This window comes from Haloferax gibbonsii (assembly GCF_001190965.1).
Taxonomy (GTDB): domain Archaea; phylum Halobacteriota; class Halobacteria; order Halobacteriales; family Haloferacaceae; genus Haloferax; species Haloferax gibbonsii.
In genome coordinates this window covers 259,536-278,655 of record NZ_CP011947.1, presented here as the reverse complement: position 1 = coordinate 278,655, position 19,120 = coordinate 259,536, and the positions used below count along the sequence as shown (strand labels likewise).

Annotated in this window: 18 protein-coding genes; 2 read left to right on the top strand and 16 right to left on the bottom strand. The window is 66.2% G+C overall.

The features are described from left to right. Positions 1–24: 24 nt before the first annotated feature. From ribB to ABY42_RS20160, 3 genes are all read right to left on the bottom strand, one after another. A complete protein-coding gene (gene ribB, locus ABY42_RS01465; RefSeq protein ID WP_004973617.1) occupies positions 25–714 on the bottom strand; it encodes a 3,4-dihydroxy-2-butanone-4-phosphate synthase in 690 nt (229 codons plus the stop codon). Continuing rightward, the gene (locus ABY42_RS01460) at positions 711–1,451 is read right to left on the bottom strand and encodes a DUF120 domain-containing protein (protein ID WP_004973619.1); all 741 of its coding nucleotides are present in this window, start codon (positions 1,449–1,451) and stop codon (positions 711–713) included. The genes ribB and ABY42_RS01460 overlap by 4 nt, the downstream gene beginning before the upstream one ends. Positions 1,452–1,782: 331 nt before the next feature. Beyond that, positions 1,783–1,935: a DUF7563 family protein gene (locus ABY42_RS20160; RefSeq protein ID WP_425492066.1), complete on the bottom strand. Its 153-nt coding sequence runs from the start codon at positions 1,933–1,935 to the stop codon at positions 1,783–1,785. A 211-nt stretch (positions 1,936–2,146) separates the two neighbouring features. Here ABY42_RS20160 and argS point away from each other — a divergent pair, with 211 nt between their 5' ends. Then, entirely contained in the window at positions 2,147–3,910 is a 1,764-nt protein-coding gene (gene argS / locus ABY42_RS01455) for an arginine--tRNA ligase (protein ID WP_050458518.1), read from the top strand. 45 nt (positions 3,911–3,955) lie between these two features. Here the strand turns inward: argS and ABY42_RS19675 are convergent, their stop codons facing one another. Both ABY42_RS19675 and minD read right to left on the bottom strand, forming a co-directional pair. After that, the gene (locus tag ABY42_RS19675) at positions 3,956–4,093 is read right to left on the bottom strand and encodes a hypothetical protein (RefSeq protein WP_193492883.1); all 138 of its coding nucleotides are present in this window, start codon (positions 4,091–4,093) and stop codon (positions 3,956–3,958) included. A 39-nt stretch (positions 4,094–4,132) separates the two neighbouring features. Continuing rightward, a complete protein-coding gene (minD, locus tag ABY42_RS01450; protein WP_050458517.1) occupies positions 4,133–5,977 on the bottom strand; it encodes a cell division ATPase MinD in 1,845 nt (614 codons plus the stop codon). Positions 5,978–6,132: 155 nt separating this feature from the next. Here minD and prf1 point away from each other — a divergent pair, with 155 nt between their 5' ends. Further along, a complete protein-coding gene (gene prf1 / locus ABY42_RS01445) occupies positions 6,133–7,377 on the top strand; it encodes a peptide chain release factor aRF-1 (protein WP_004973628.1) in 1,245 nt (414 codons plus the stop codon). 59 nt (positions 7,378–7,436) lie between these two features. On the opposite strand, the gene ABY42_RS01440 is transcribed toward prf1, so the two are convergent. The 11 genes from ABY42_RS01440 to ahaH all read right to left on the bottom strand — a co-directional run bounded on the left by ABY42_RS01440 (position 7,437) and on the right by ahaH (position 19,016). Continuing rightward, positions 7,437–7,820 (bottom strand): DUF6276 family protein, encoded by a 384-nt coding sequence (locus ABY42_RS01440; RefSeq protein ID WP_004973630.1) that lies wholly within the window; start codon positions 7,818–7,820, stop codon positions 7,437–7,439. Positions 7,821–7,908: 88 nt separating this feature from the next. Then, positions 7,909–8,598 carry a V-type ATP synthase subunit D gene (locus tag ABY42_RS01435; RefSeq protein ID WP_004973633.1) on the bottom strand — a complete coding sequence of 230 codons (690 nt, stop codon included), beginning with the start codon at positions 8,596–8,598 and terminating at the stop codon, positions 7,909–7,911. 197 nt (positions 8,599–8,795) lie between these two features. Further along, on the bottom strand, positions 8,796–10,772 hold the full coding sequence (locus ABY42_RS01430; RefSeq protein ID WP_050458516.1) for a bacterio-opsin activator domain-containing protein: 1,977 nt from the start codon (positions 10,770–10,772) through the stop codon (positions 8,796–8,798). Positions 10,773–10,913: 141 nt separating this feature from the next. Beyond that, the gene (locus ABY42_RS01425) at positions 10,914–12,320 is read right to left on the bottom strand and encodes an ATP synthase subunit B (protein WP_050458515.1); all 1,407 of its coding nucleotides are present in this window, start codon (positions 12,318–12,320) and stop codon (positions 10,914–10,916) included. Between the two features lie 4 nt (positions 12,321–12,324). After that, positions 12,325–14,085: an ATP synthase subunit A gene (locus ABY42_RS01420; protein WP_004973639.1), complete on the bottom strand. Its 1,761-nt coding sequence runs from the start codon at positions 14,083–14,085 to the stop codon at positions 12,325–12,327. 6 nt (positions 14,086–14,091) lie between these two features. Beyond that, positions 14,092–14,412, bottom strand: coding sequence for a V-type ATP synthase subunit F (locus ABY42_RS01415; protein WP_004044608.1), 321 nt, complete (start codon positions 14,410–14,412; stop codon positions 14,092–14,094). Beyond that, complete coding sequence (locus ABY42_RS01410; protein WP_050458514.1) at positions 14,409–15,455, bottom strand: V-type ATP synthase subunit C; 1,047 nt, start codon at positions 15,453–15,455, stop codon at positions 14,409–14,411. The genes ABY42_RS01415 and ABY42_RS01410 overlap by 4 nt, the downstream gene beginning before the upstream one ends. Next, complete coding sequence (locus ABY42_RS01405) at positions 15,452–16,036, bottom strand: V-type ATP synthase subunit E (RefSeq protein WP_004973643.1); 585 nt, start codon at positions 16,034–16,036, stop codon at positions 15,452–15,454. Before ABY42_RS01405 ends, ABY42_RS01410 begins: the two co-directional genes overlap by 4 nt. Positions 16,037–16,057: 21 nt before the next feature. Then, positions 16,058–16,315 (bottom strand): F0F1 ATP synthase subunit C, encoded by a 258-nt coding sequence (locus ABY42_RS01400; protein ID WP_004973645.1) that lies wholly within the window; start codon positions 16,313–16,315, stop codon positions 16,058–16,060. Between the two features lie 171 nt (positions 16,316–16,486). Beyond that, the gene (locus ABY42_RS01395) at positions 16,487–18,697 is read right to left on the bottom strand and encodes a V-type ATP synthase subunit I (RefSeq protein WP_050458513.1); all 2,211 of its coding nucleotides are present in this window, start codon (positions 18,695–18,697) and stop codon (positions 16,487–16,489) included. Further along, positions 18,684–19,016, bottom strand: a complete 333-nt coding sequence (gene ahaH, locus ABY42_RS01390) for an ATP synthase archaeal subunit H (protein ID WP_004973649.1) — start codon at positions 19,014–19,016, stop codon at positions 18,684–18,686. The genes ABY42_RS01395 and ahaH overlap by 14 nt, the downstream gene beginning before the upstream one ends. Positions 19,017–19,120: the final 104 nt, after the last annotated feature.

Here is a 19,120-nt window from a genome sequence, read left to right as displayed (position 1 = left end):
CCGGGGTGGACCCCCCTCGACCGCTCAGACGAGTTCGTCGATGAGGCCGTCGCCGTCGACGAAGGCGAAGCCGTGTCGGTCGGCGTAGTCGCGGGCGGCGTCCTTCGAGAGGGCCGCGCCGGTCTCGTCGTCGAGCATCTCGCAGACGACGACCGCCGGCGGGATACCCGCCTCGTCGGCCATCGCGAGGCCGAGTTCGGTGTGGCCCTGCCGGTCAGAAAGCAGGTTCGGCGCGCCGCGGAGCAGGTGGACGTGTCCGGGCGCGCGGAACTCGCCGCCGAAGTCGTCGGCGTCGTAGTCGCCGGCGCGGGCGGCTTGGGCGACGGGCGCGAGTCGAGAGATGGTCATCGCGCGGTCGCGGTCGGTGATGCCCGTAAACGAGTCGCGGTGGTTCACGGTGAAGGAAAACGACGACCGAGAGTCGTAGGCGAGGTCGTGAGACGACGCGGCCGGGTGGTCGAGCACGTCGTCCATGAACGGGAGGCCGAGAGACTCTGACACGTCGTTCGGGAGAGCGACGCAGACGAGGCCGCCGGCGTCGTTGCGCATCCGGGCCACGTCGGCGGGGCCGACCGCGCCCGCGGGGTAGACGAGGTCGGTCTCTCCCTCGCGGTCGTCGAAGTCGTGGACGAGCACCGGTTCGCCGGCGCGGAAGGCGTCGAGAACGCGCGAGACGGCGTCGAAGTCGCCGGTCGACTCGGCGGTGCGGCTCATTCGTAATCCGCCTCCTCGACGCGGACCGTGACCTCGTCGTCGTCGTCGAGGTCGAGTTCGTCGCGGAGCTTATCGGGCGCGATTATCTCCAGTTGCGACTCGTCGTGGTGGGTTCGCTCGGGGACGATGATGTGGACCGGCTCGTAGGACTCGTCGCCGACCGCGACCGAGGCGGCGTAACACGTCGCCGGGCCGAAGGTGCGTTCGTCGTCTTCCCAACCGTCTATCGGGACCGCGTCGAGGGCGGTCATGCCGGCGCGAGCGCGGACCGCGTCGTCGTCGAGGCGGACGTTCAGCGTGCCGGGGAACGGCTCGTAGCCGAGCCGGTCTTTGAACTGCTCCATGTAGCCCGAAAGCGAGATGTAGTGGCGACCCTCGCCCATCCCGCCGGTGACCTCGCCGTCGAGGACGACAACCGAGGGCGTCTCGAAGATGCGTCGGTAGTCGGCGTACTCCTGTCTGAGCGCGGACTCGCCCGCGTCGGTGATGGTTATCCACTGGCCGTCGGCGACGACCTCGCGGTCGATGAAGTCGGCTTCTTCGAGGCGCTGGAGGCGACGAGAGGCCGTCTGGTTCGACACGTCGAGTCGGTTCGCGACGCCGGAACAGGAGAGCTTGACCGGGCCGGAGCGCCCGCCGTCGAGCGCGACGAGTTTGAGCGTGGCCAACTCGTCGTACCCGACCGCCGCGGCGACTGCCGATTCTGACATACCCTCGGCTTCGAACGCGCGCCCCATAAGCGTATCGTAAGTGGAATGCGTTCCAAAAATGAGATGGGTTGCGGGGAGAGAAGCGGCGGGGCGCGACCGCCGTGGATACGCGACAGTTCCAATCGCGGACGGGTAAGTCCGTCGGTCAGTCTATCGCGGCGAAAAGGGTGTTGTCCGGGGTCAACGCGTCCGAACCTCGCGATTCGGGGAACCGGTGCCGGCCGCTGTGGTCGGTGTGGGGGTGCGTTGAGACGCGGAAAGCGCCGTGGGTGTGTGGTGGGTAGTGCGGTGGGTGGTGTGGCGAGCGCGTGCTTCCGCGTGCGTCGGACCTGTCAAGGTCAGCGGCCGGGTGGCGACTTCAGAGGGAGGACGCTCTCCGCTCGGTGCTGACCTGTGAGATACCCGCGTTCGCCGAGCAACTGGGACACGCGTACACGTTGCCGTCCTGGTCGCCGAAGACTCGGACGAAGTTGTTCGACACGAACGCATCGCAGTGGTTGCATTGACTCATGGGTGGGGTGGTGAGAGCGGCGGGTCGCCGCCCGTGATTTGAATGTCGTCCGCTTACGATATACCACTATTACCTAACCAGTAAGGTATCGGAGCGAGCGGCGGTGAGACCACCCCGTCGACCGGGGAAGCGAGCGTCACCGTTCGATGCGGCGCGCGGTCGCTCGGACGGTTCGGAAAGGCCTTTAGCCGCCTATCGAGAATCCGCGTACATGTTCAGACAGTTCCGTGAGGAGGTCGAGACGGCGCTCTCTGCGGCGCTCTCGTCGCTCGACCTGCCCACCGACGACCTCGGGGTCGAGGAACCGCCGGAGGACGTACCCGCGACGCTCGCCTCCAGCGTCGCCTTCAGACTCGCCGGGGTCGTCGGCGCGCCGCCGCCGAAAATCGCCGTCGACATCGCAGACGAACTCTCCGTCGAGGGCTACGACTACCTCGCCGCGGTCGACACGCAGGGCCCGTACGTCAACTTCCACGTCTCCGACGCCTACTACGACGACACCCTCGAAGCCGCCGCGGCCGACGAGGAGTACGGTCGCCTGCCCGCGACCGGCGACAGCGTCGTCGTCGAGCACACGAGCGCGAACCCGACCGGTCCGGTCCACGTCGGTCGCACCCGCAACCCGGTCATCGGCGACGCCGTCGCCAACCTGCTCGACTTCGCCGGCAACGACGTCGACCGCCACTACTACGTGAACGACGCCGGCCGCCAGATGGCCGTCTTCACGTGGGCCTACGAGACGTTCGACGAAGCGGAACTCGACAGCGAACCCGCGCGCGAGCGCGTCGAGTACGACCTCGTCCGCTACTACCGCAAGGGCAACGCGTTCCTCGAAGAGGCCGAACCCGAGGAAGTCGAACAGGCCGAAGCGGAAATCACCGAGATACTCCAGGGCATCGAGGAGGGCGACGAGGAGACCTACGCCCGCGTCGAGACCGTGGTCGACCAGGTGCTCGGCGGCATGCGCGAGTGTCTCGAACGCCTCCCCGCGGAGTTCGACGAGTTCGTCAAGGAGACGCGGTTCATGTTCGACGGGAGCACCCGCGACCTCGCCGAGCGCCTCAAGGAGACCGACCACGCCGTCTACGAGGAAGACGCGTGGCAGCTCGAACTCGACGACTACGGCTTCGAGAAGAACCTCGTGTTCCTGCGGTCGGACGACACCTCGCTGTACACGACCCGTGACCTCGCCCACCACGAGTGGAAGTTCGACAACTACGACCGCGCCGTGACCGTCCTCGGCGAGGACCACAAGCTCCAGTCCGGACAGCTCCGCGCCGCGCTGGACATCCTCGGCAACGACGTGGACAAACTGGAGAACGTCATCTACTCGTGGGTCAACCTCCCCGGCGGCGAGACGATGTCCACCCGCAAGGGGACGGGCGTCATGCTCGACGACCTCCTCGACGAGGCCATCGACCGCGCCCGCGACGAGGTCGAGACCCGCCTCGAAGGCCGCACCCGCGACGACGACCTCGGCGAGGCCGACATCGACCGCATCGCCCGGCAGGTCGGCATCGGCGCGGTCCGCTACGACATCGTCTCCAAACAGCCCACGAAGACCATCACCTTCGAGTGGGACCAGGCGCTCAACTTCGAGGCGCAGTCCGCGCCGTACATCCAGTACGTCCACGCGCGCTGTTGCGGCATCGCCGACGAGGCGGCCGCCGCCGGCCTCGACGCGAGCGAGGTCGACCCGACCGTGCTGACGACCGACGCCGAGCGCGACCTGCTGGCGACCATCGCGCGGTTCCCCGCCGTCGTCGAGGCCGCGGCCGACGACCTCGAACCCCACACCGTGGCGACGTTCGCCCGCGAACTCGCCGAGGTGTTCAACACCTTCTACCGCGAGTGCCCCGTGCTCGACGCCGACGAGGAGGTCGGCGCGGCCCGCCTCGCGCTCGTGGAGGCCTCGCGGAACGCGGTGGCGAACGCACTCGCTATCGTGGGCGTGGAAGCGCCCGAGTCGATGTGACCGCGGGCTGAGCGAGTTCTTCGGAGACGGCTTTTTTCCGGCGGTTCAGAAGAAAAGCGGGAGCGCCGCGGCCCCGGCGATGAGCGACCCGCCGACCGAGAAGACGACGGCGGCACCGCTGCCGAGCGCGAGGACGAGAAACAGGACTATCCACCAGAAGGGAACGGACTCAGAGTCTGCCATAGAGGGCTTTCCGCAGACGCGAGTAAAAGGCCTTCCCGTTTAGCCGAGGAAACGACTGAAGAATCCCTTTTTCTTCTCGTCGCGCTCGTCGTCGTCGAACGACTCGACCTCCTCGACGAGCGAAGTGGTGTAGACGCCCTCCTCGTCGCCGCCGGCTTCGGGCGATTCGTCGGCGTCGGCGTCCGCATCAGCCTCAGCGTCGGCGGTACTCGGCTCGGCCTCGGCGACGAGGGGTTCGTCCGCGCCGTGCGCGTCCGCCTCCTCGGCGGCGGGGTCGAAGTCCGCAGGGACGGACTCCGCGGATTCGGAACCCTCAGAGTCGGAACCCGCAGTCACCGGGTCAGCATCGTCCGCCGGCGTCTCGGAAGCCTCGGCGGGGTCGTCGGACGGTGAACTTGGCGACAGGTCGCCGACCGACTCTTCTTCGACCGCCCCTTCGGCGAGCGGGTCCGCGCCCGTCGCACCGGCGTCGGCGTCGACATCCAGGGCGGCCTCGTCGTCGGCGTCACCGAGGGCCTCGTCGTCGGCGGTCGAGGTGCCGCGAGTGACCGCTTCGAGGTCCGCCGCCAGCGGGTCGCTCTCCGGTTCCTCGTCGCCGACCGATTCAGGGTCGGCGACCATCGAGTCGTCGGACGCGTCGGCCGCCAACGGGTCGGCCGGCGCGTCGTCATCACCGGCTTCAACGGCGGCCGCACCAGCGTCTGGGGCTTCGACGACACCGTCGGGTTCGGCGGAGTCGTCACCATCTATCGGGTCGGCGACTGCGTCCGCTTCGACCGCCGGTTCGCCCGCGTCCTCGGCGGGGTCCGCGTCGGGTTCGGTGGAGTCGTCCGACGCCTCGACGGAGCCACCGGAGAACGGAATCGACGCCGCGAGGTCGTCATCCGGTTCGGGGTCGGCGTCAGTGTCCTCGACCGCCGGGTCCGGGTCCGTGTCAGTGGTCTCGGCTTCGACTTCGGGTTCCGGGTTCGGCTCGGGGTCCGCTTCGGGGTCCGCGTCGACCTGAACGACCGACGTGTGCTCACTCGCCTCCGGCGTGTCCGCTTCGTCGTCGACTCGGCCGTCGTCGCTGGCCGCGTCGGAAGCGGGTTCCGCGGTGGCCGCCGGTTCGGGTTCCGTGTCCGACTCGTCCGCCGCGACCTCGGAGTCGGCCGAGTCGACCGCGTCGTCCGGAATCGGCACCGGCTTGCCGGTGAGCGCTTCGGCGAGGGCGCGGTAGCCCGCGGCCGCGATGCTGTCGGGCGAGCGGGCGACGACCGGAATCTGCGTGCTGAGCGCCTCGCGGATGGCCGGGTCCTCGGGAACGACGGCGATGACGCCGGCGTCGAGGAGCGAGGCGACCACGTCGGCGTTCGGGTTCGACTGGTTGACGCGCGTGAGGACGACGCCGACCACGTCGGCGCCGATGCGCTCTGCGAGCTGTCGGGTCTTCTCGGTGTCCCCGAGCGACTCGCGCTCCGTCGTGGAGACCAAGACGACCTCGTCGGCGAGCTTCAGCGGGACGAAGGTGTCGTCGCTCAGCCCCGCGCCGGTGTCGATGATGACGATGTCGTAGCTCGCTTCGAGCGCCGAGACGACCGGTTCGAGCTCCTTCGCGTTCGCCGTCGCGAACGCTTCGAGGGCGTTCGAGCCGGGGAGCACCGAGAGTCCCGCCGGTCCCTCGTAGACGGCCGCCTCGACCGCCGCCTCGCCTGTCAATACGTCGTGAAGCGTCGCCCCGTCCGGGTCGACGCCGAGCGCGCCGGCGAGGTTCGGCATCCCGAGGTCACCGTCGACGACGACGACGTCGTGACCGGCCATCGCGAGCGTCGTCCCGAGGTTGGCCGTGGTCGTCGTCTTTCCAACCCCGCCTTTCGCGCTGGCAACTGCGTACACCCGGGCCATAATTCCAACGTCGAAGTCCACCCATGACAGCCACATAAATGTTCTCCGACCGCGCTGGTCTCCACAATCAGTTCGTAGGGCCGCTCATGCGGCGAGATACCGCGGGACGTGCCCAGTCAAAGGTTACTTAGCCGCTGGAGGGACTAGGTGGAGTGATGAGTAGCGACGCCGAGGAGGCGAGCGAGGACCGCCGAAAGTACGAATTCAAGAAGGTCATCGAGGACCTGCGAGAGTACGAAGGGTCAGGAACGCAGCTCGTCACCATCTACATCCCCGAAGACAAGCAGATTTCCGACGTGGTCGAACACGTCATCACGGAGCACAGCGAAGCGTCTAACATCAAATCGAAGCAGACGCGAACGAACGTCCAAGACGCCCTGACGAGCATCAAGGACCGACTCCGGTACTACGACACCTTCCCACCGGACCGCGGTATCGTCATGTTCTCCGGAGCGGTCAACTCCGGCGGCGGCCAGACGGACATGGTCACGAAGGTGCTGGAGAGCCCGCCGGAGCCGATTCAGTCGTTCCGGTACCACTGCGACTCGAACTTCCTCACCGGACCGCTCGAGGACATGCTCATGGACAAGGGCCTGTTCGGGCTCATCGTCCTCGACCGCCGCGAGGCCAACGTCGGCTGGCTCAAGGGCAAGCGCGTCGAGCCGGTCAAGAGCGCCTCGTCGCTCGTCCCCGGTAAGCAGCGCAAAGGTGGCCAGTCCGCCCAGCGTTTCGCCCGCCTCCGCCTCGAAGCCATCGACAACTTCTATCAGGAGGTCGCCGGGATGGCCAACGACCTGTTCGTCCCCAAGCGACACGAGATGGACGGCATCCTCGTGGGCGGTCCCTCGCCGACGAAAGACGAGTTCCTCGACGGCGACTACCTCCACCACGAACTGCAGGACCTCGTCGTCGGGAAGTTCGACGTGGCCTACACCGACGAGTCCGGACTGTACGACCTCGTCGACGCCGGCCAGGACGCGCTGGCCGACCAAGAGGTCATCAAGGACAAAAAGCAGATGGAGGAGTTCTTCGAGAAGCTCCACCGCGGCAACGAGTCCACCTACGGGTTCGAGGCGACCCGGAAGAACCTCGTGATGGGGTCGGTCGACCGCCTCCTCATCTCCGAGGACCTGCGGAAGGACATCGCCATCTACGACTGCGACGGCCAAGAGGAGTACGAACTCGTCGACCACCGTCACAACACGCCGACCCACGAGTGCGAAGGCGGCTCGGAGGCCGAACTGAAAGAGCGCGAGGACGTCATCGAGTGGCTCATGGACCTCGCCGACCAGCGCGGCACCGAGACGAAGTTCATCAGCACGGACTTCGAGAAAGGCGAACAGCTCTACGACGCGTTCGGCGGTATCGCCGGCATCCTCCGGTACTCCACCGGCGTCTAAACGACTCCTCCTCGGCGTCTTCGCGCGCCACGGTGTCAGACAGCACGGAGCGGCGGCGCTCAGAGGAACGCGTCCAACTGCGCCTGCCGACGGGCGACGTCGAAGTGAGGGTCGGCCGCCTCCCGCTGGAGTCGGTCGAGCGTGAGATGCACGTCGATTCCGGACCGTTCGGCGAACTCGACGCAGTCGACGATGCCGGCGCGGTTGAGCGCCAGCGAGTCGAGCATGCCGACGAGGAGCGCGACCGAAGCGCCCGCGTCGCCCTCGGGAAGCACGTCCGCGAGCGGGCGCGAGTCGCCGTCGGTCGGCGCCGTCTCCGCCGGGTGAAGTCGGAGGCAGCCGGCACACAAGCCGACGGTCAGCGCCGCCTCGGGCGCGTGAGACTCGAGCGGTTCGGGCACTGCGAAGACGGCGAGTTCACCGTCGCAGTCGGGACAGGACATGGAAGTCTCTACGCGCCGAGACGGTGAAAAACGGTCGGAGACCCGACCGAGAGAGAACTGGAGAGAGAACGGTCGCGCGGAGTCGGCCTCAGTCGGCCGTCGCCGCTTCCGCTTCGGCGGCGGCTTCCTCGGCGGCGCGTTCTTCCTTCTCTTCTTCTTCCTTCTTCGCCTTGATCTTCTTCAGGCGGAAGATCTCCTCGCGTTCCTGTTCTTCGAGCTTCTGCTCGATGTACTCCTGGTTCTCGTAGAGCTCCGGCAGGAGTTTGAACTCGAGCGCGTTGACGCGGCGCTTCGTCGTCTCGATTTCCTCGAGCATCTTCTTCATCGCCGTCTCGACCTCCGCGGCGAGGATGATGGATTCGAGGAGCTCCTCGTAGGCGTCGGCGGCCTCGTCGATGCGGGCCGAAGAGCCGAGCAGCCCGTAGCCGCGCTGGTCGAGGGTCTTTTTCACGCGCGAGGACTCGATCTGCGGGACGACGACGCCCATGATGTTCTTGGACTGCGTCGTGATTTCCGGGTACTCCTTCAGCGCGGCGGCCGCGCCGCGGACGGCCACGTCGCCCTCCATGGCGCGGGCCATGTTGATTTTGTTCTGCGCGCGCTCGTAGTCCTGGTTGAGGTTGGCCCGCACGTCCTGGGCCTGGTCGAGGATATCCATGAACTCCATGATGAGCCCGTCACGCTTCTGTTCGAGCGTGTCGTGGCCCCGCTCGGAGAGTTCGATGCGATCTTCGATCGCCATCAAGTTCTTGCGGGTCGGCTTGACGTCTTCGGCCATCGTTGGCGGGGGTTGTTCGCCTGGGGTGTTAATCTTTTACTGTCTGGCCGGCCGGACCGCCCGAAATCCGTCGTGGCGGAGTGATGTCACGTCTGTTGGTCGACGACCGCGATTCAGTTCGCGGGTCGCCACGGTGCTGATGTCGACGTACCGAGAGCGGTAGACATCGAGCGGCTATCGAAAAACGAAGAGACCCGTTAGTATGGCTCCCCGTCGAAGAATCGAGAGATGAGTTTTCGCTCCGCCGCGTGCAGGTGCTGGTGAAACGTCGCCCGCGAGACACCCATCGTCTCCGCGAGTTCGTCGCCGGTGACGGCGTGCGGCCACTCGAAATACCCGCCGAGATAGGCGAGTTGGAGGGCCGACTGCTGGCGGTCGGTCAGGTCGTCGTTGACGCTCGCGACGAACTCGCGGCGCGCCTCCGGCGGTTCGGAGCGGTTCGTCACGGAGCGGAGTTCGGCGTTCGCCGCGACCGACTTGAAGTCGTCGAGGAGCGCCCGCCCCGCCACGCGGTCGGGGACGACGACCGTAAGCCGACAGCCGAGGCGATCTACTTCGAGGTCGACGAGTCGCCCGCCCGCATCGGCGACGAGGTGGACGAGCGACCCGTCGGCGAAGGTGAGTTCGTAGAGTTCGGCGTCGTCACCGCGAGGGAGGACGTCGACGCTCCGAAGACCGTCGAGCGCGGTGTCGGCCTCGTCGAACTCCGTCGCGGGGTCCGTCGAGACGAACAGACTCACGGTCCCGTCGTCGTGCTGGGCCGAGCCGCGGTACGAGAGTTCGCAGTCCCCCGCGGCGGCGAGTCGGACCAGCGGCTGCGTCTCGTCGCGCACCTCGATTTCGAGTTCGAGCCGCTCGTCGGACAGCAGGGACCGCCGACTCTCGAACGCGTCGATGGCCGCGCCGACCGCCCGACCGAGCGTCCCGAAGACCACCCGAACCTGGTCGTCGAGTTCCGCGGCGTCGGTGTAGACGGTCAACACGCCGTAGAGCGTCCCGCGGTGGGCCAGCGGAACCGCGATGACCGAGTCGAACGGGACGAGCGCCTCCCCGGAGACGCTCCCGTCACCGACGGTCGCCGACTGGACGGTCCGCGTCTCCGCGGCGCGAGCGGTGGGGTCGTCGGGGTCGGACCGGTCGATTTCGAGGCCGTCGAGGAATTCGGTGTCGGTTCCGGCCCGCTCGTTCGGGACGATGACCGCCGGTGCGAGGTCGCAGTGACCGACCCACGCGCAGGTGAACGACCCGGCGGCGGTGACTCGGTCGCAGACGGCGGCTTCGAGTTCCTGTCTGCTCTCCGCGCGGACGAGCGCGCTCGTCACGTCCGCCAACAAGCCCTCGATGTGCTCGACGAGCGTCTGGAGACGCTCGCGCTCTTCGTCGACTCTCTCGGCGTACCGCTCGGCGGCCGCCTCCGCGCGCACGCGCTCCGTGATGTCGGTCTGGAAGCCGACGTAGTGTGTCACCTCGCCGTCCGGCCCGCTCAACGGCGCGACGTCGACCCGGTTCCAGAACGTCTCGCCGTTCTCGCGGTAGTTCAGCAGTTCGACCGACGCCGACTCTTCGGCCTCGATGGCGCGGCGGAGTTCGGCAACGCGCTCGGGGTCGGTGTTCGGGCCCTGAAGGTATCGGCAGTTCCGCCCCAGCGCCGCGTCGGCCGAGTAGCCGGTCATCGCCTCGAACGCCTCGTTGACGTAGACGAGCGGTCGGTCGGGAAGCGAGCAGTCGGCGACGGTGATGCCGACCGGTGCCTCGTCTATCGCCTGTTCCTTCAGGTCCTCGGTTATCTTGCTCGCGGCCGTCGCGCCGCGGCGACGCCACGCGACGACGCTTTCGACTCGTTCGGGAAGCCGCTCGAAGAGGTTCGAGTCGACGACCGGCACCACGTCGGCCGCGCCGGCGTCGCGGGCGGCCGCCGCCGAGAGGTCGCCGTCGGTCGGGACGACGACGACCAGTGGGACCGCGAGCGCGCCGTGGACCGCTTCGACGTCCGCGAGTCGGTCGGTCACAAGCACGACGCAGTCGACCCGGTCGTCCTCGGCGCGCCGGGCCACCGCATCGACGGACGCGGCGAACGACACCGAAAGCGGCGAGAGCGCGTCGAAGAGTCGCTCCCGGTCGACGGCGGGACCGACGACCGCGAGGACGTGCGCGCGAGACGAAGTGGCGTCCATACGGGGGTGTGGTCACCGAGCCATAAGGAAGTTCTCGCGGACGGTGGACGGCAGACGGCGGACGGCGCGCGGCCGCACGGCTCGGGGCGCGAATAGAAGAGGAGAATCGAACCGAGGGACGAACGCGGCGTTCGTCGCGGTCTAGGCTTCCGCTTCGACCGACTCGGCGTCTTCGTGGTAGTAGTCCTCGATGAGCTCCTCGTCGATACGGTTGAGCTCGGACTTCGGGAGCATCGACAGGAGGTCCCAGCCGATGTCGAGGGTGTCCTCGATGGACCGGTCCGTGTCGAAGCCCTGGTTGACGAACTCGGCTTCGAAGCGCTCGGCGAAGTCGAGGTACTTGTTGTCGCGCTCGGACAGCGCCTCGCGACCGACGATGTTCACGAGGTCACGCAGGTCTTCACCCTCCGCGTACGCCGCGTACATCTGGTCGGACACGTCGGCGTGGTCCTCGCGGGTGAGGCCCTCACCGATACCGTCGTCCATGAGACGCGACAGGGACGGAAGCGGGTTGATCGGCGGGCGGATGCCCTGCGAGTTGAGGTCGCGGTCGATGTAGATCTGTCCCTCGGTGATGTAGCCGGTCAGGTCCGGAATCGGGTGCGTGTCGTCGTCACCCGGCATCGTGAGGATGGGAATCTGCGTGACGGACCCGTCGCGACCCTGGATGCGACCTGCACGCTCGTAGAGCTGTGCGAGGTCGGTGTACATGTAACCGGGGTAACCACGGCGACCGGGGACCTCTTCGCGAGCCGCACCGATCTCGCGGAGCGCCTCGCAGTAGTTGGTCATGTCGGTCAGGATGACGAGGACGTGGTAGTCCTTGTCGAACGCGAGGTACTCGGCGGTGGTGAGGGCGAGACGCGGCGTGACCGTCCGCTCGACTGCGGGGTCGTCCGCGAGGTTCGTGAAGACGACGGAGCGCTCGAGTGCGCCCGTGCGCTCGAAGTCCTCCATGAACTCGTTCGCCTCTTCCTGCGTGATACCCATCGCGCCGAAGACGACTGCGAACTCGGACTCCTCGCCGCTTTCTTCGTCCTCGGGCACCGTCGCCTGACGGGCGATCTGGAGCGCGAGGTTGTTGTGGGGAAGCCCCGACGCGGAGAAGATTGGGAGCTTCTGGCCGCGGACGAGGGTGTTCATGCCGTCGATGGCGGAGACGCCGGTCTGGATGAACTCCTCGGGGTACTCGCGGGAGTAGGGGTTGATTGCCGCGCCGACGATGTCCCGACGCTCGTCGGGGACGATTTCGGGGCCGCCGTCGATGGGCTGGCCGGACCCGTCGAGCACGCGGCCGAGGAGGTCCTCGGTCACGGGCATCTTGAGGGTCTCGCCGAGGAACCTGACGGACGCGTTCCTGTCGATACCGGTCGTGCCTTCGAACACCTGAATCGCGACGAGGCCCTCGGAGGATTCGAGAACCTGTCCGCGCTTGGTTTCGCCTTGGGGCGTCTCGATTTCGACGATTTCGTCGTAACCGATCGGCTCGTCGACCTCGGCGAACACCAGCGGGCCGCTGATTTCGGTGATAGTCTGGTATTCCTTCATGGTCTCAGTACAGCTCGCGGAGCTGCTCGGTGATCTCTGCTTTGAGGTCCTCGATGTACGCCTCCCAGTCTTCCTGCACACCGATGCGGTTCAGACGGGGAGCCGCCTCGATGGCCTGAATCTCTTCGACGGGGACGCCGGCTTCGAGCGCCTTGAACGCCTCGTCGTTGAACGCGTGGATGGCGGTGAGGATACCGTACGTCTTCTCGGGGGAGCAGTACGTGTCCGTCGGGTGGAACGCGTTCTGCTGGAGGTACGCCTCGCGGAGGTAGCGAGCGATTTCGAGGGTCAGCTGCTGGTCCTCCGGCAGGGCGTCCTTACCGACGAGCTGAACGATTTCCTGCAGTTCGTTCTCCTCGTCGAGCACGTCGACGGCCCACTGGCGCTCTTCGGCCCAGTCGTCCTCGACGTTCTCGACGAACCACGGGTCGAGCTGCTCTTGGTAGAGCGAGTACGACTCGTTCCAGTTGATCGCCGGGAAGTGACGGCGCTCTGCGAGGTCCGCGTCGAGCGCCCAGAACGTCTTCACGATACGCAGGGTGTTCTGCGTGACCGGCTCGGAGAAGTCGCCGCCCGGCGGCGAAACCGCGCCGATGACGGAGACGGAACCTTCCTCGCCGTTGACGGTCGTGAAGTAGCCGGCGCGCTCGTAGAACTCGGAGAGACGCGCGGCGAGGTACGCGGGGTACCCCTCTTCGCCGGGCATCTCTTCGAGACGCGAGGAAATCTCGCGCATGGCCTCGGCCCACCGGGAGGTGGAGTCGGCCATCAGCGCGACGTCGTATCCCATGTCGCGGTAGTACTCCGCGATGGTGATGCCGGTGTAGATACAGGACTCGCGGGCCGCCACGGGCATGTTGGACGTGTTCGCGATGAGGCACGTCCGAGCCATGAGCGGGTTGCCGGTCTTCGGGTCGTCGAGTTCCGGGAAGTCCTCGATAACCTCGGTCATCTCGTTACCGCGCTCGCCACAGCCGACGTAGACGACGATGTCCGCGTCGGCCCACTTGGCGAGCTGGTGCTGGGTGACCGTCTTCCCGGACCCGAACGGACCCGGAATCGCGGCCGTTCCGCCCTTCGCGATGGGGAACAGACCGTCGAGGATGCGCTGCCCCGAGACGAGCGGTTCGCGCGGGGTCTTCTTCTCCGCGGCGGGACGCGCCTGACGCACCGGCCACTCCTGGTGCATCGTGATCTCCTCGCCGTTGTCGAGTTCGACGACCGTCTCGGTGACGGAGAACTCGCCTTCCTCGACGGCGACGACCTCGCCGCCCTCGAAGTCCGGCGGGACCATGACCTTGTGTTCGATGGTCACGGTCTCGGGGACCGTTCCCACGACGTCGCCGGAGGCGACCTCGTCGCCCTCGGAGACGGTGGGTTCGAACTCCCACTTCTTTTCGAGGTCGATACCCGGCGCGTCGACACCGCGGTCGAGGAACGCCGAGTTCATCTTCTCCTCCAGCACGTCCAGGGGGCGCTGCACGCCGTCGTAGATGGCGTCCATCATCCCCGGACCGAGGTCGACGGTCAGCGGTTCGCCCGTACTCTCGACGGGTTCGCCGGGACCGACACCGGAGGTCTCTTCGTACACCTGAATAGTCGTGAGGTCGCCCTCGATTTCGATGACCTCGCCCATTAGGCCTTCGTCGCCGACGTAGACGACGTCGTTCATGCGGGCGTCGAGGCCACGGGCGGTCACGACCGGACCACTCACGCTTGCGATGACTCCGTCCTCGCGAACGGAATCTTGTGTTGCCTGACTCATGTTTGGTTATTCGTCCATCAGATCGATACCGATTGCTCTCTTGATCTGGTCACGGAGGCCGCTCGCGCCGCCGGAACCGCCGAGCGTCACGAGCGTCGGCTCGATGCTGCGCTCGACCGACTGCCGGGCGTTGCGCGAGAGGTGGTCGAGGTCGTCTTCGTGCATCACGATGATGCCGACATCCTCGTCCTCCAGCGTTCGCGTCACGGCTTCGTCGAGTTCGTCGTCCTTCGCTTCGTCCGGGACGTTCTCGAACTTGCGGACGCCCGCAAGCCGAAAGCCCGTGGTGAAGTCCGGACTGCCGATAACTGCGATTTCCTGGCTCATAGGATGACCAGCTCCTCTTCTATTGCATCGGGGTCCAGCCCGGCCTCGCGGCCGCGGGCGATGGCCCGGATGTTGTCGACCTCGCGCTCCTTGGCGAGGATGTACGAGACGATTGGCGTGACGGAAAGCGGGAACACGTAACCGAGCGTGTCCGCGTACTCCAAGAGCGCCGCGTCGAGGGCGCGCTCGAAGCCGATGAGGCTGTCGGCCTCTTCGAGGTCCGAAAGGGCCGTCGAGAGGCGGTCGCCGTACCGGCTGTCACGAATCTTCGACACCAGCTCGTCCGGGCTGGTCGCCAGCGACGCGAGCTCCGACGCGCGGAACAGCGTGCCGCCCTCGATGAAGTAGTCGACGGGGTCGAGGTCGGCACCGCTGCGAGCGATGCGGAGCGCGTTGCGAGCGTTTCGGAAGTCGATTTCGGCTTCGAGGAACTCGCGGTACTTCTTTGCCTCTTCGCCGACGACCAGACCCTCGAGCAGCTGCTCGTAGAAGGCGCGGTCGACCGCGTTCTCCAGGGGGACGAGGACGCCGACTTCCTCGTACTCCTCGTAGGCGGCCGCGAGGCCGTCGCCGAAGATGGTACCGGAGAGGATGTTGACGACCTCCTCCATCTCGCCTGCGTCGAGCAGCCGCGAGAAGAGCCGGTCGTCGAACTCGCCGGCGCGGATGAGGTCGGATTCGACCTCCTCGCGAGATGCGCCGGAGTAAATGCCGCGGATAATCGTCTTCACGTTCCACGCGTCGAACTTCCGGAGGTACCGCGCGATGAGGTCGTAGAGGCGGCCGTCTGCCCAGTCGAGGATATCGTTGAACTGCTTCGCCAGATTCTGGTTCAGCGCGTACTCGATGAGGTCGACGCCGGAAAAACGGCTGCCGAGCGCGTTGACCTCGGTTTCGTACTCCGATTCCTCCATGAACCGAGCGATTTCGGCCGGTCCCATGCGGACCAGTTTGCGGTACTCCTCGTCGCCGAACAGGGCACTACGTCGCGCTCGAACGCGAGCGATGACGTATTCGGGATTCGAGCCGCCTGTAGTGCTCATTGGTCGTCGAACAGTCGCGCACTCACTTCCTTCAGATTGTCCTCCCAGACTGTGTCGAGGACCGAGTCGAAGGTGTTGTTCACCCGGACGCGCGAGTTCGAGCCCTCGACCACGACGCCACCGAGGCAGTCGCGCTCGCCGGCGAACTCGTAGCCGTCGTAGTCTTCGAGGATGCTCGAAAGCAGGTCCTCGTCGTCGGCACGGCCGTAGACGGAGACTTCGTCTTCGTCTTCGAACTCGACCGACGCCGCGTCGAGCAGCGAGCGGGTGAGCTCTTCGCGACGGTCGCCTTCCAGCTCGGCGAGCTCGCTTTCGACCTGCTCGCGGACGCGCTGGAGCACGTCACGACGGGCGCTGAGTCGAGCCTGCTTGGCTTCGAGTTTCGCGCTGGAGAGCGCCTGTTCGCGCTCCCGTTCGAGTTGTTGCTCGACGTCCGCCTTCCGCGACTCGAGGAGTTCTTCGGCGTCGGCCTCGGCCTCGGCGACGATTTCGTCCGCCTGGTCCTGGCCGTCCTGCCTGATGTCCTCTGCGCGTGCGCGGGCTTCGTCTCGGATGTCCTCAACGACGTTGTCCAAACTCATAATGGGAAAGAGAGGGGGTGCTTAGGCCGCGAAGACAACGACCAGTGCGAGGATAACGAGGGTCTCGGGGAGAACCGTAAGGACCAGCCCGTTAACGAAGAGGTCCTCGTCTTCCGCGATGGCGCCCATCGCAGCGGAACCGATGCCACGCTCCGCATAGCCTGCGGCGAAGGCGGCGATACCGACGGAGAGGGCCGCCGCAGCGTCGGCGGTGATAGCGGGCGAGGAAGCGGTTTCATTCTGCAGTGCAGTCATGAGGGGTTCAATTGCTTCAATCATTGTGTGTTCCTGAGTACCGGATTGTCGTCTCCGAACGTCTGCATGTGGCGTCAGCCGTATCATAAAGGTTCCCAAAACGTCTGGACGGTCTGTCTACGACGGCGGAATCGTCGTCATTGCAAAAGCGGCCGCTCCGAGCGAACGAAGTCAAAGAAGAATCGCCGGAGAGGGTTAGTCTTCGGTCGTGAACTCGCGGTCGTACCCGAACGGGTTGTACTCGCGGCCGCCGCCCTCGAAGAACTTGTTGAAGAACTCGACGTACTCGAGACGCACGGCCTGTAGGCCGGCGCTCGTGACGCCGAGTGCGAGGACGACCAGGTGACCGACGACGAGGACGAGCAGTCCGCCCACGACGCCCGCGGCACCCGTGTGGAAGATGCCGCCGAACAGGACCTCGGTCACTTCGTAGCCGTGGTAACTCAGCGTTTCACCCGCGCCGAGTGCCGCCACCGCGGCGGAGTCGGGCATCCCGCCGAGCCCGAAGTGCCAGCCGCCGTGGTCGTCGACGTACACGCCGAAGACGAGCAGGTTGACGGCGAACGCCATCGACGCCTTCGCGATGAGGACCGCGCCGAGACGCGTGTACGACAGGACGTTCGAAAGCGGGGCGGCGAACTCGACGAGTTCGGCCAGTTCGGCCATCCCGAGGAGCACCGCGCCGAGGATGTACATCCCGAAGCCGGCCCAGCCGACGATGAACGAGAAGCCGGAGAAGCCGAGCGGGATGAGCCCGTCAGCCGCGAACGTGGTGAACAGGAACTCCGGCGGCACGCCACCGAGCGCGTCGCTGAAGATCCAGATCCACAGGCCGTTCAGCATGAGGATCCACGAACCGCTTTCGAGGACTGCGTCCTTCGCGCCGTGGAGTTCGTAGTTCTCGAAGAAGTCGAGGATGTACCCCACGTTGACGTGGAAGATACCGACGGCGACGCTCACGGTGAGCCAACCGAGGGCCCACTCAGAGGTGGCCGGCGACAGTCCCTTCTCGATGGGCGGGTGCGACATCCCGAGCACGCCTTCCCAGAAGTACTCGGTGATGAGGTGGAAGCCGAATATCTCGCCGTAGAGGATGCCGAACAACGTCGTGAACAGCCCCGCGGCGATGGTGACGCCACCCATGCTCTTGATCGCGCCGTCATCGAACTTCGAGTAGAGGAAGAAGCCGATGGCGGTGTAGATGACACCGTACCCGAGGTCACCGATCATGAACCCGAAGAACGTCGGGAACGTCAGGAACAGGATGATGGTCGGGTCGAACTCGTAGTAGCTCGGGCGATTGACCGCCTGAACGAGGATTTCGAACGGCTTGACTGCGCCGCTGTTCTTCTGGACGACCGGCGGGTCGTCGCTGGACATCGAGACGGTTCCGCCGTCGGTGGCGGCGACCGTGCCACCACTCTCGGCGACATCCTCGCGCGCGTGGTCGTGCCCGTCACGCGAGAACTCGGCGCGTTCGAGCTCCTCGACCGCGACGTGCTCGCCGACCTCGTCTTTGAGCGTGCTCGCGAACGTGTTGTACCGCTCGCTCGGAATCCAGCCCTCGGCGACGAAGGCGTTCTCCGTCGTCGCGAACGAGAGCGGTGCTTCCGTCTTCTGGACGTCGATTGCGAGGCGCTCTTCGGCGGCGAGGAGGAACTCGCCCTCCTCGACGGCGATGTCGTGAAGCTCGGACTCGACGGTCTCGAGCTTCGACTCGATTTCGCGCTTCTGCTGTTCGAGGTTGCGGATGTGCTCTTCGGGGCTTCCCGAGGCGTCCGGGACTTCGAGCGTGGCGAACTCGACGCCGACGAGCGCGTCGGCGAGCGCCATCTCGTCGGCACCGTCGACCGGGCGGCCGAAGATGGCGTGCGTTCGCTCGCCCGAGAAGATCTCGTAAGCGTTGATGTCGTCGGCGTCGACGACGGCGCGCTCGACGGGTTCGACCTTCCCCTGTCCGACGACGACCTGCAGCGTCTCGTACCCCGAAAGCAGGTCGAGGTCGAGCCCGAGGTCGACGAACGGCTCCATCGCGTCGATTTCTTCGTCCACCGCGCGGAGCTCGTTTTCGAGCTCTGAGCGGCGGTCGTCCAGTTCGTTGACCTCGGCTCGAATCTCTTCGAGGGGCTCGCCGAGCGCGTCGTCGGGGACGATGCGCTGCCGGCCGGAGTCGGTGTCTTCGACCCCGAGGATGCTCTTGAGCGAGCGGACGGTGACGAGCTTGTCGGACGCGCTCTCGGCGCCTTCGATGGGCGACCCCGTCTCGAATCCGAACTCCTCCTGCCACGAGCCGTCGTATTCGGTGACGTGCAGCAGTCGGAGGTCGTGGACAGCCTCGATGACCTCGGGCATGACGCCCTTGGAACCGGTCACCGAGACCTTGCTCATCTGCTCAGGTCTGAGCATCAACCGCCTCCTCGAATTTGCCGATGGCGAATTCGACCGCGTCGTCGATGTGGTCTTCCGCCTCGGCAACCAATTCGTCGCGGGCGTCCTCGCCTTCTTCGAGGATGCGTTCCCGCTCCGTCTCTATTTCCGCGCGTCCCTCCTGTAGACGCTCGGATTCGAGCTCTGCGGCCTCTTCTTCGGCCTCGGAGCGAATCTCATCGGCTTCGCGACGCGCCTCCGCGACGAGCTCCTCACGTTTGGCCTCGGCCTCTTCAACGATGTCGTCGGCCTCCTGCTCGGCCGTTTTGATTCGTTCGAGAACCTCTTGTCTCGGCATACTCGTATCACAGGAACGTTGCACAAGCGCTGTATAAGGTGTTTGCGGAAAGTCTGTGACAGACGCTCGGGGAACGCGGCGGTTTACCCCCCGTGAACGCCGAC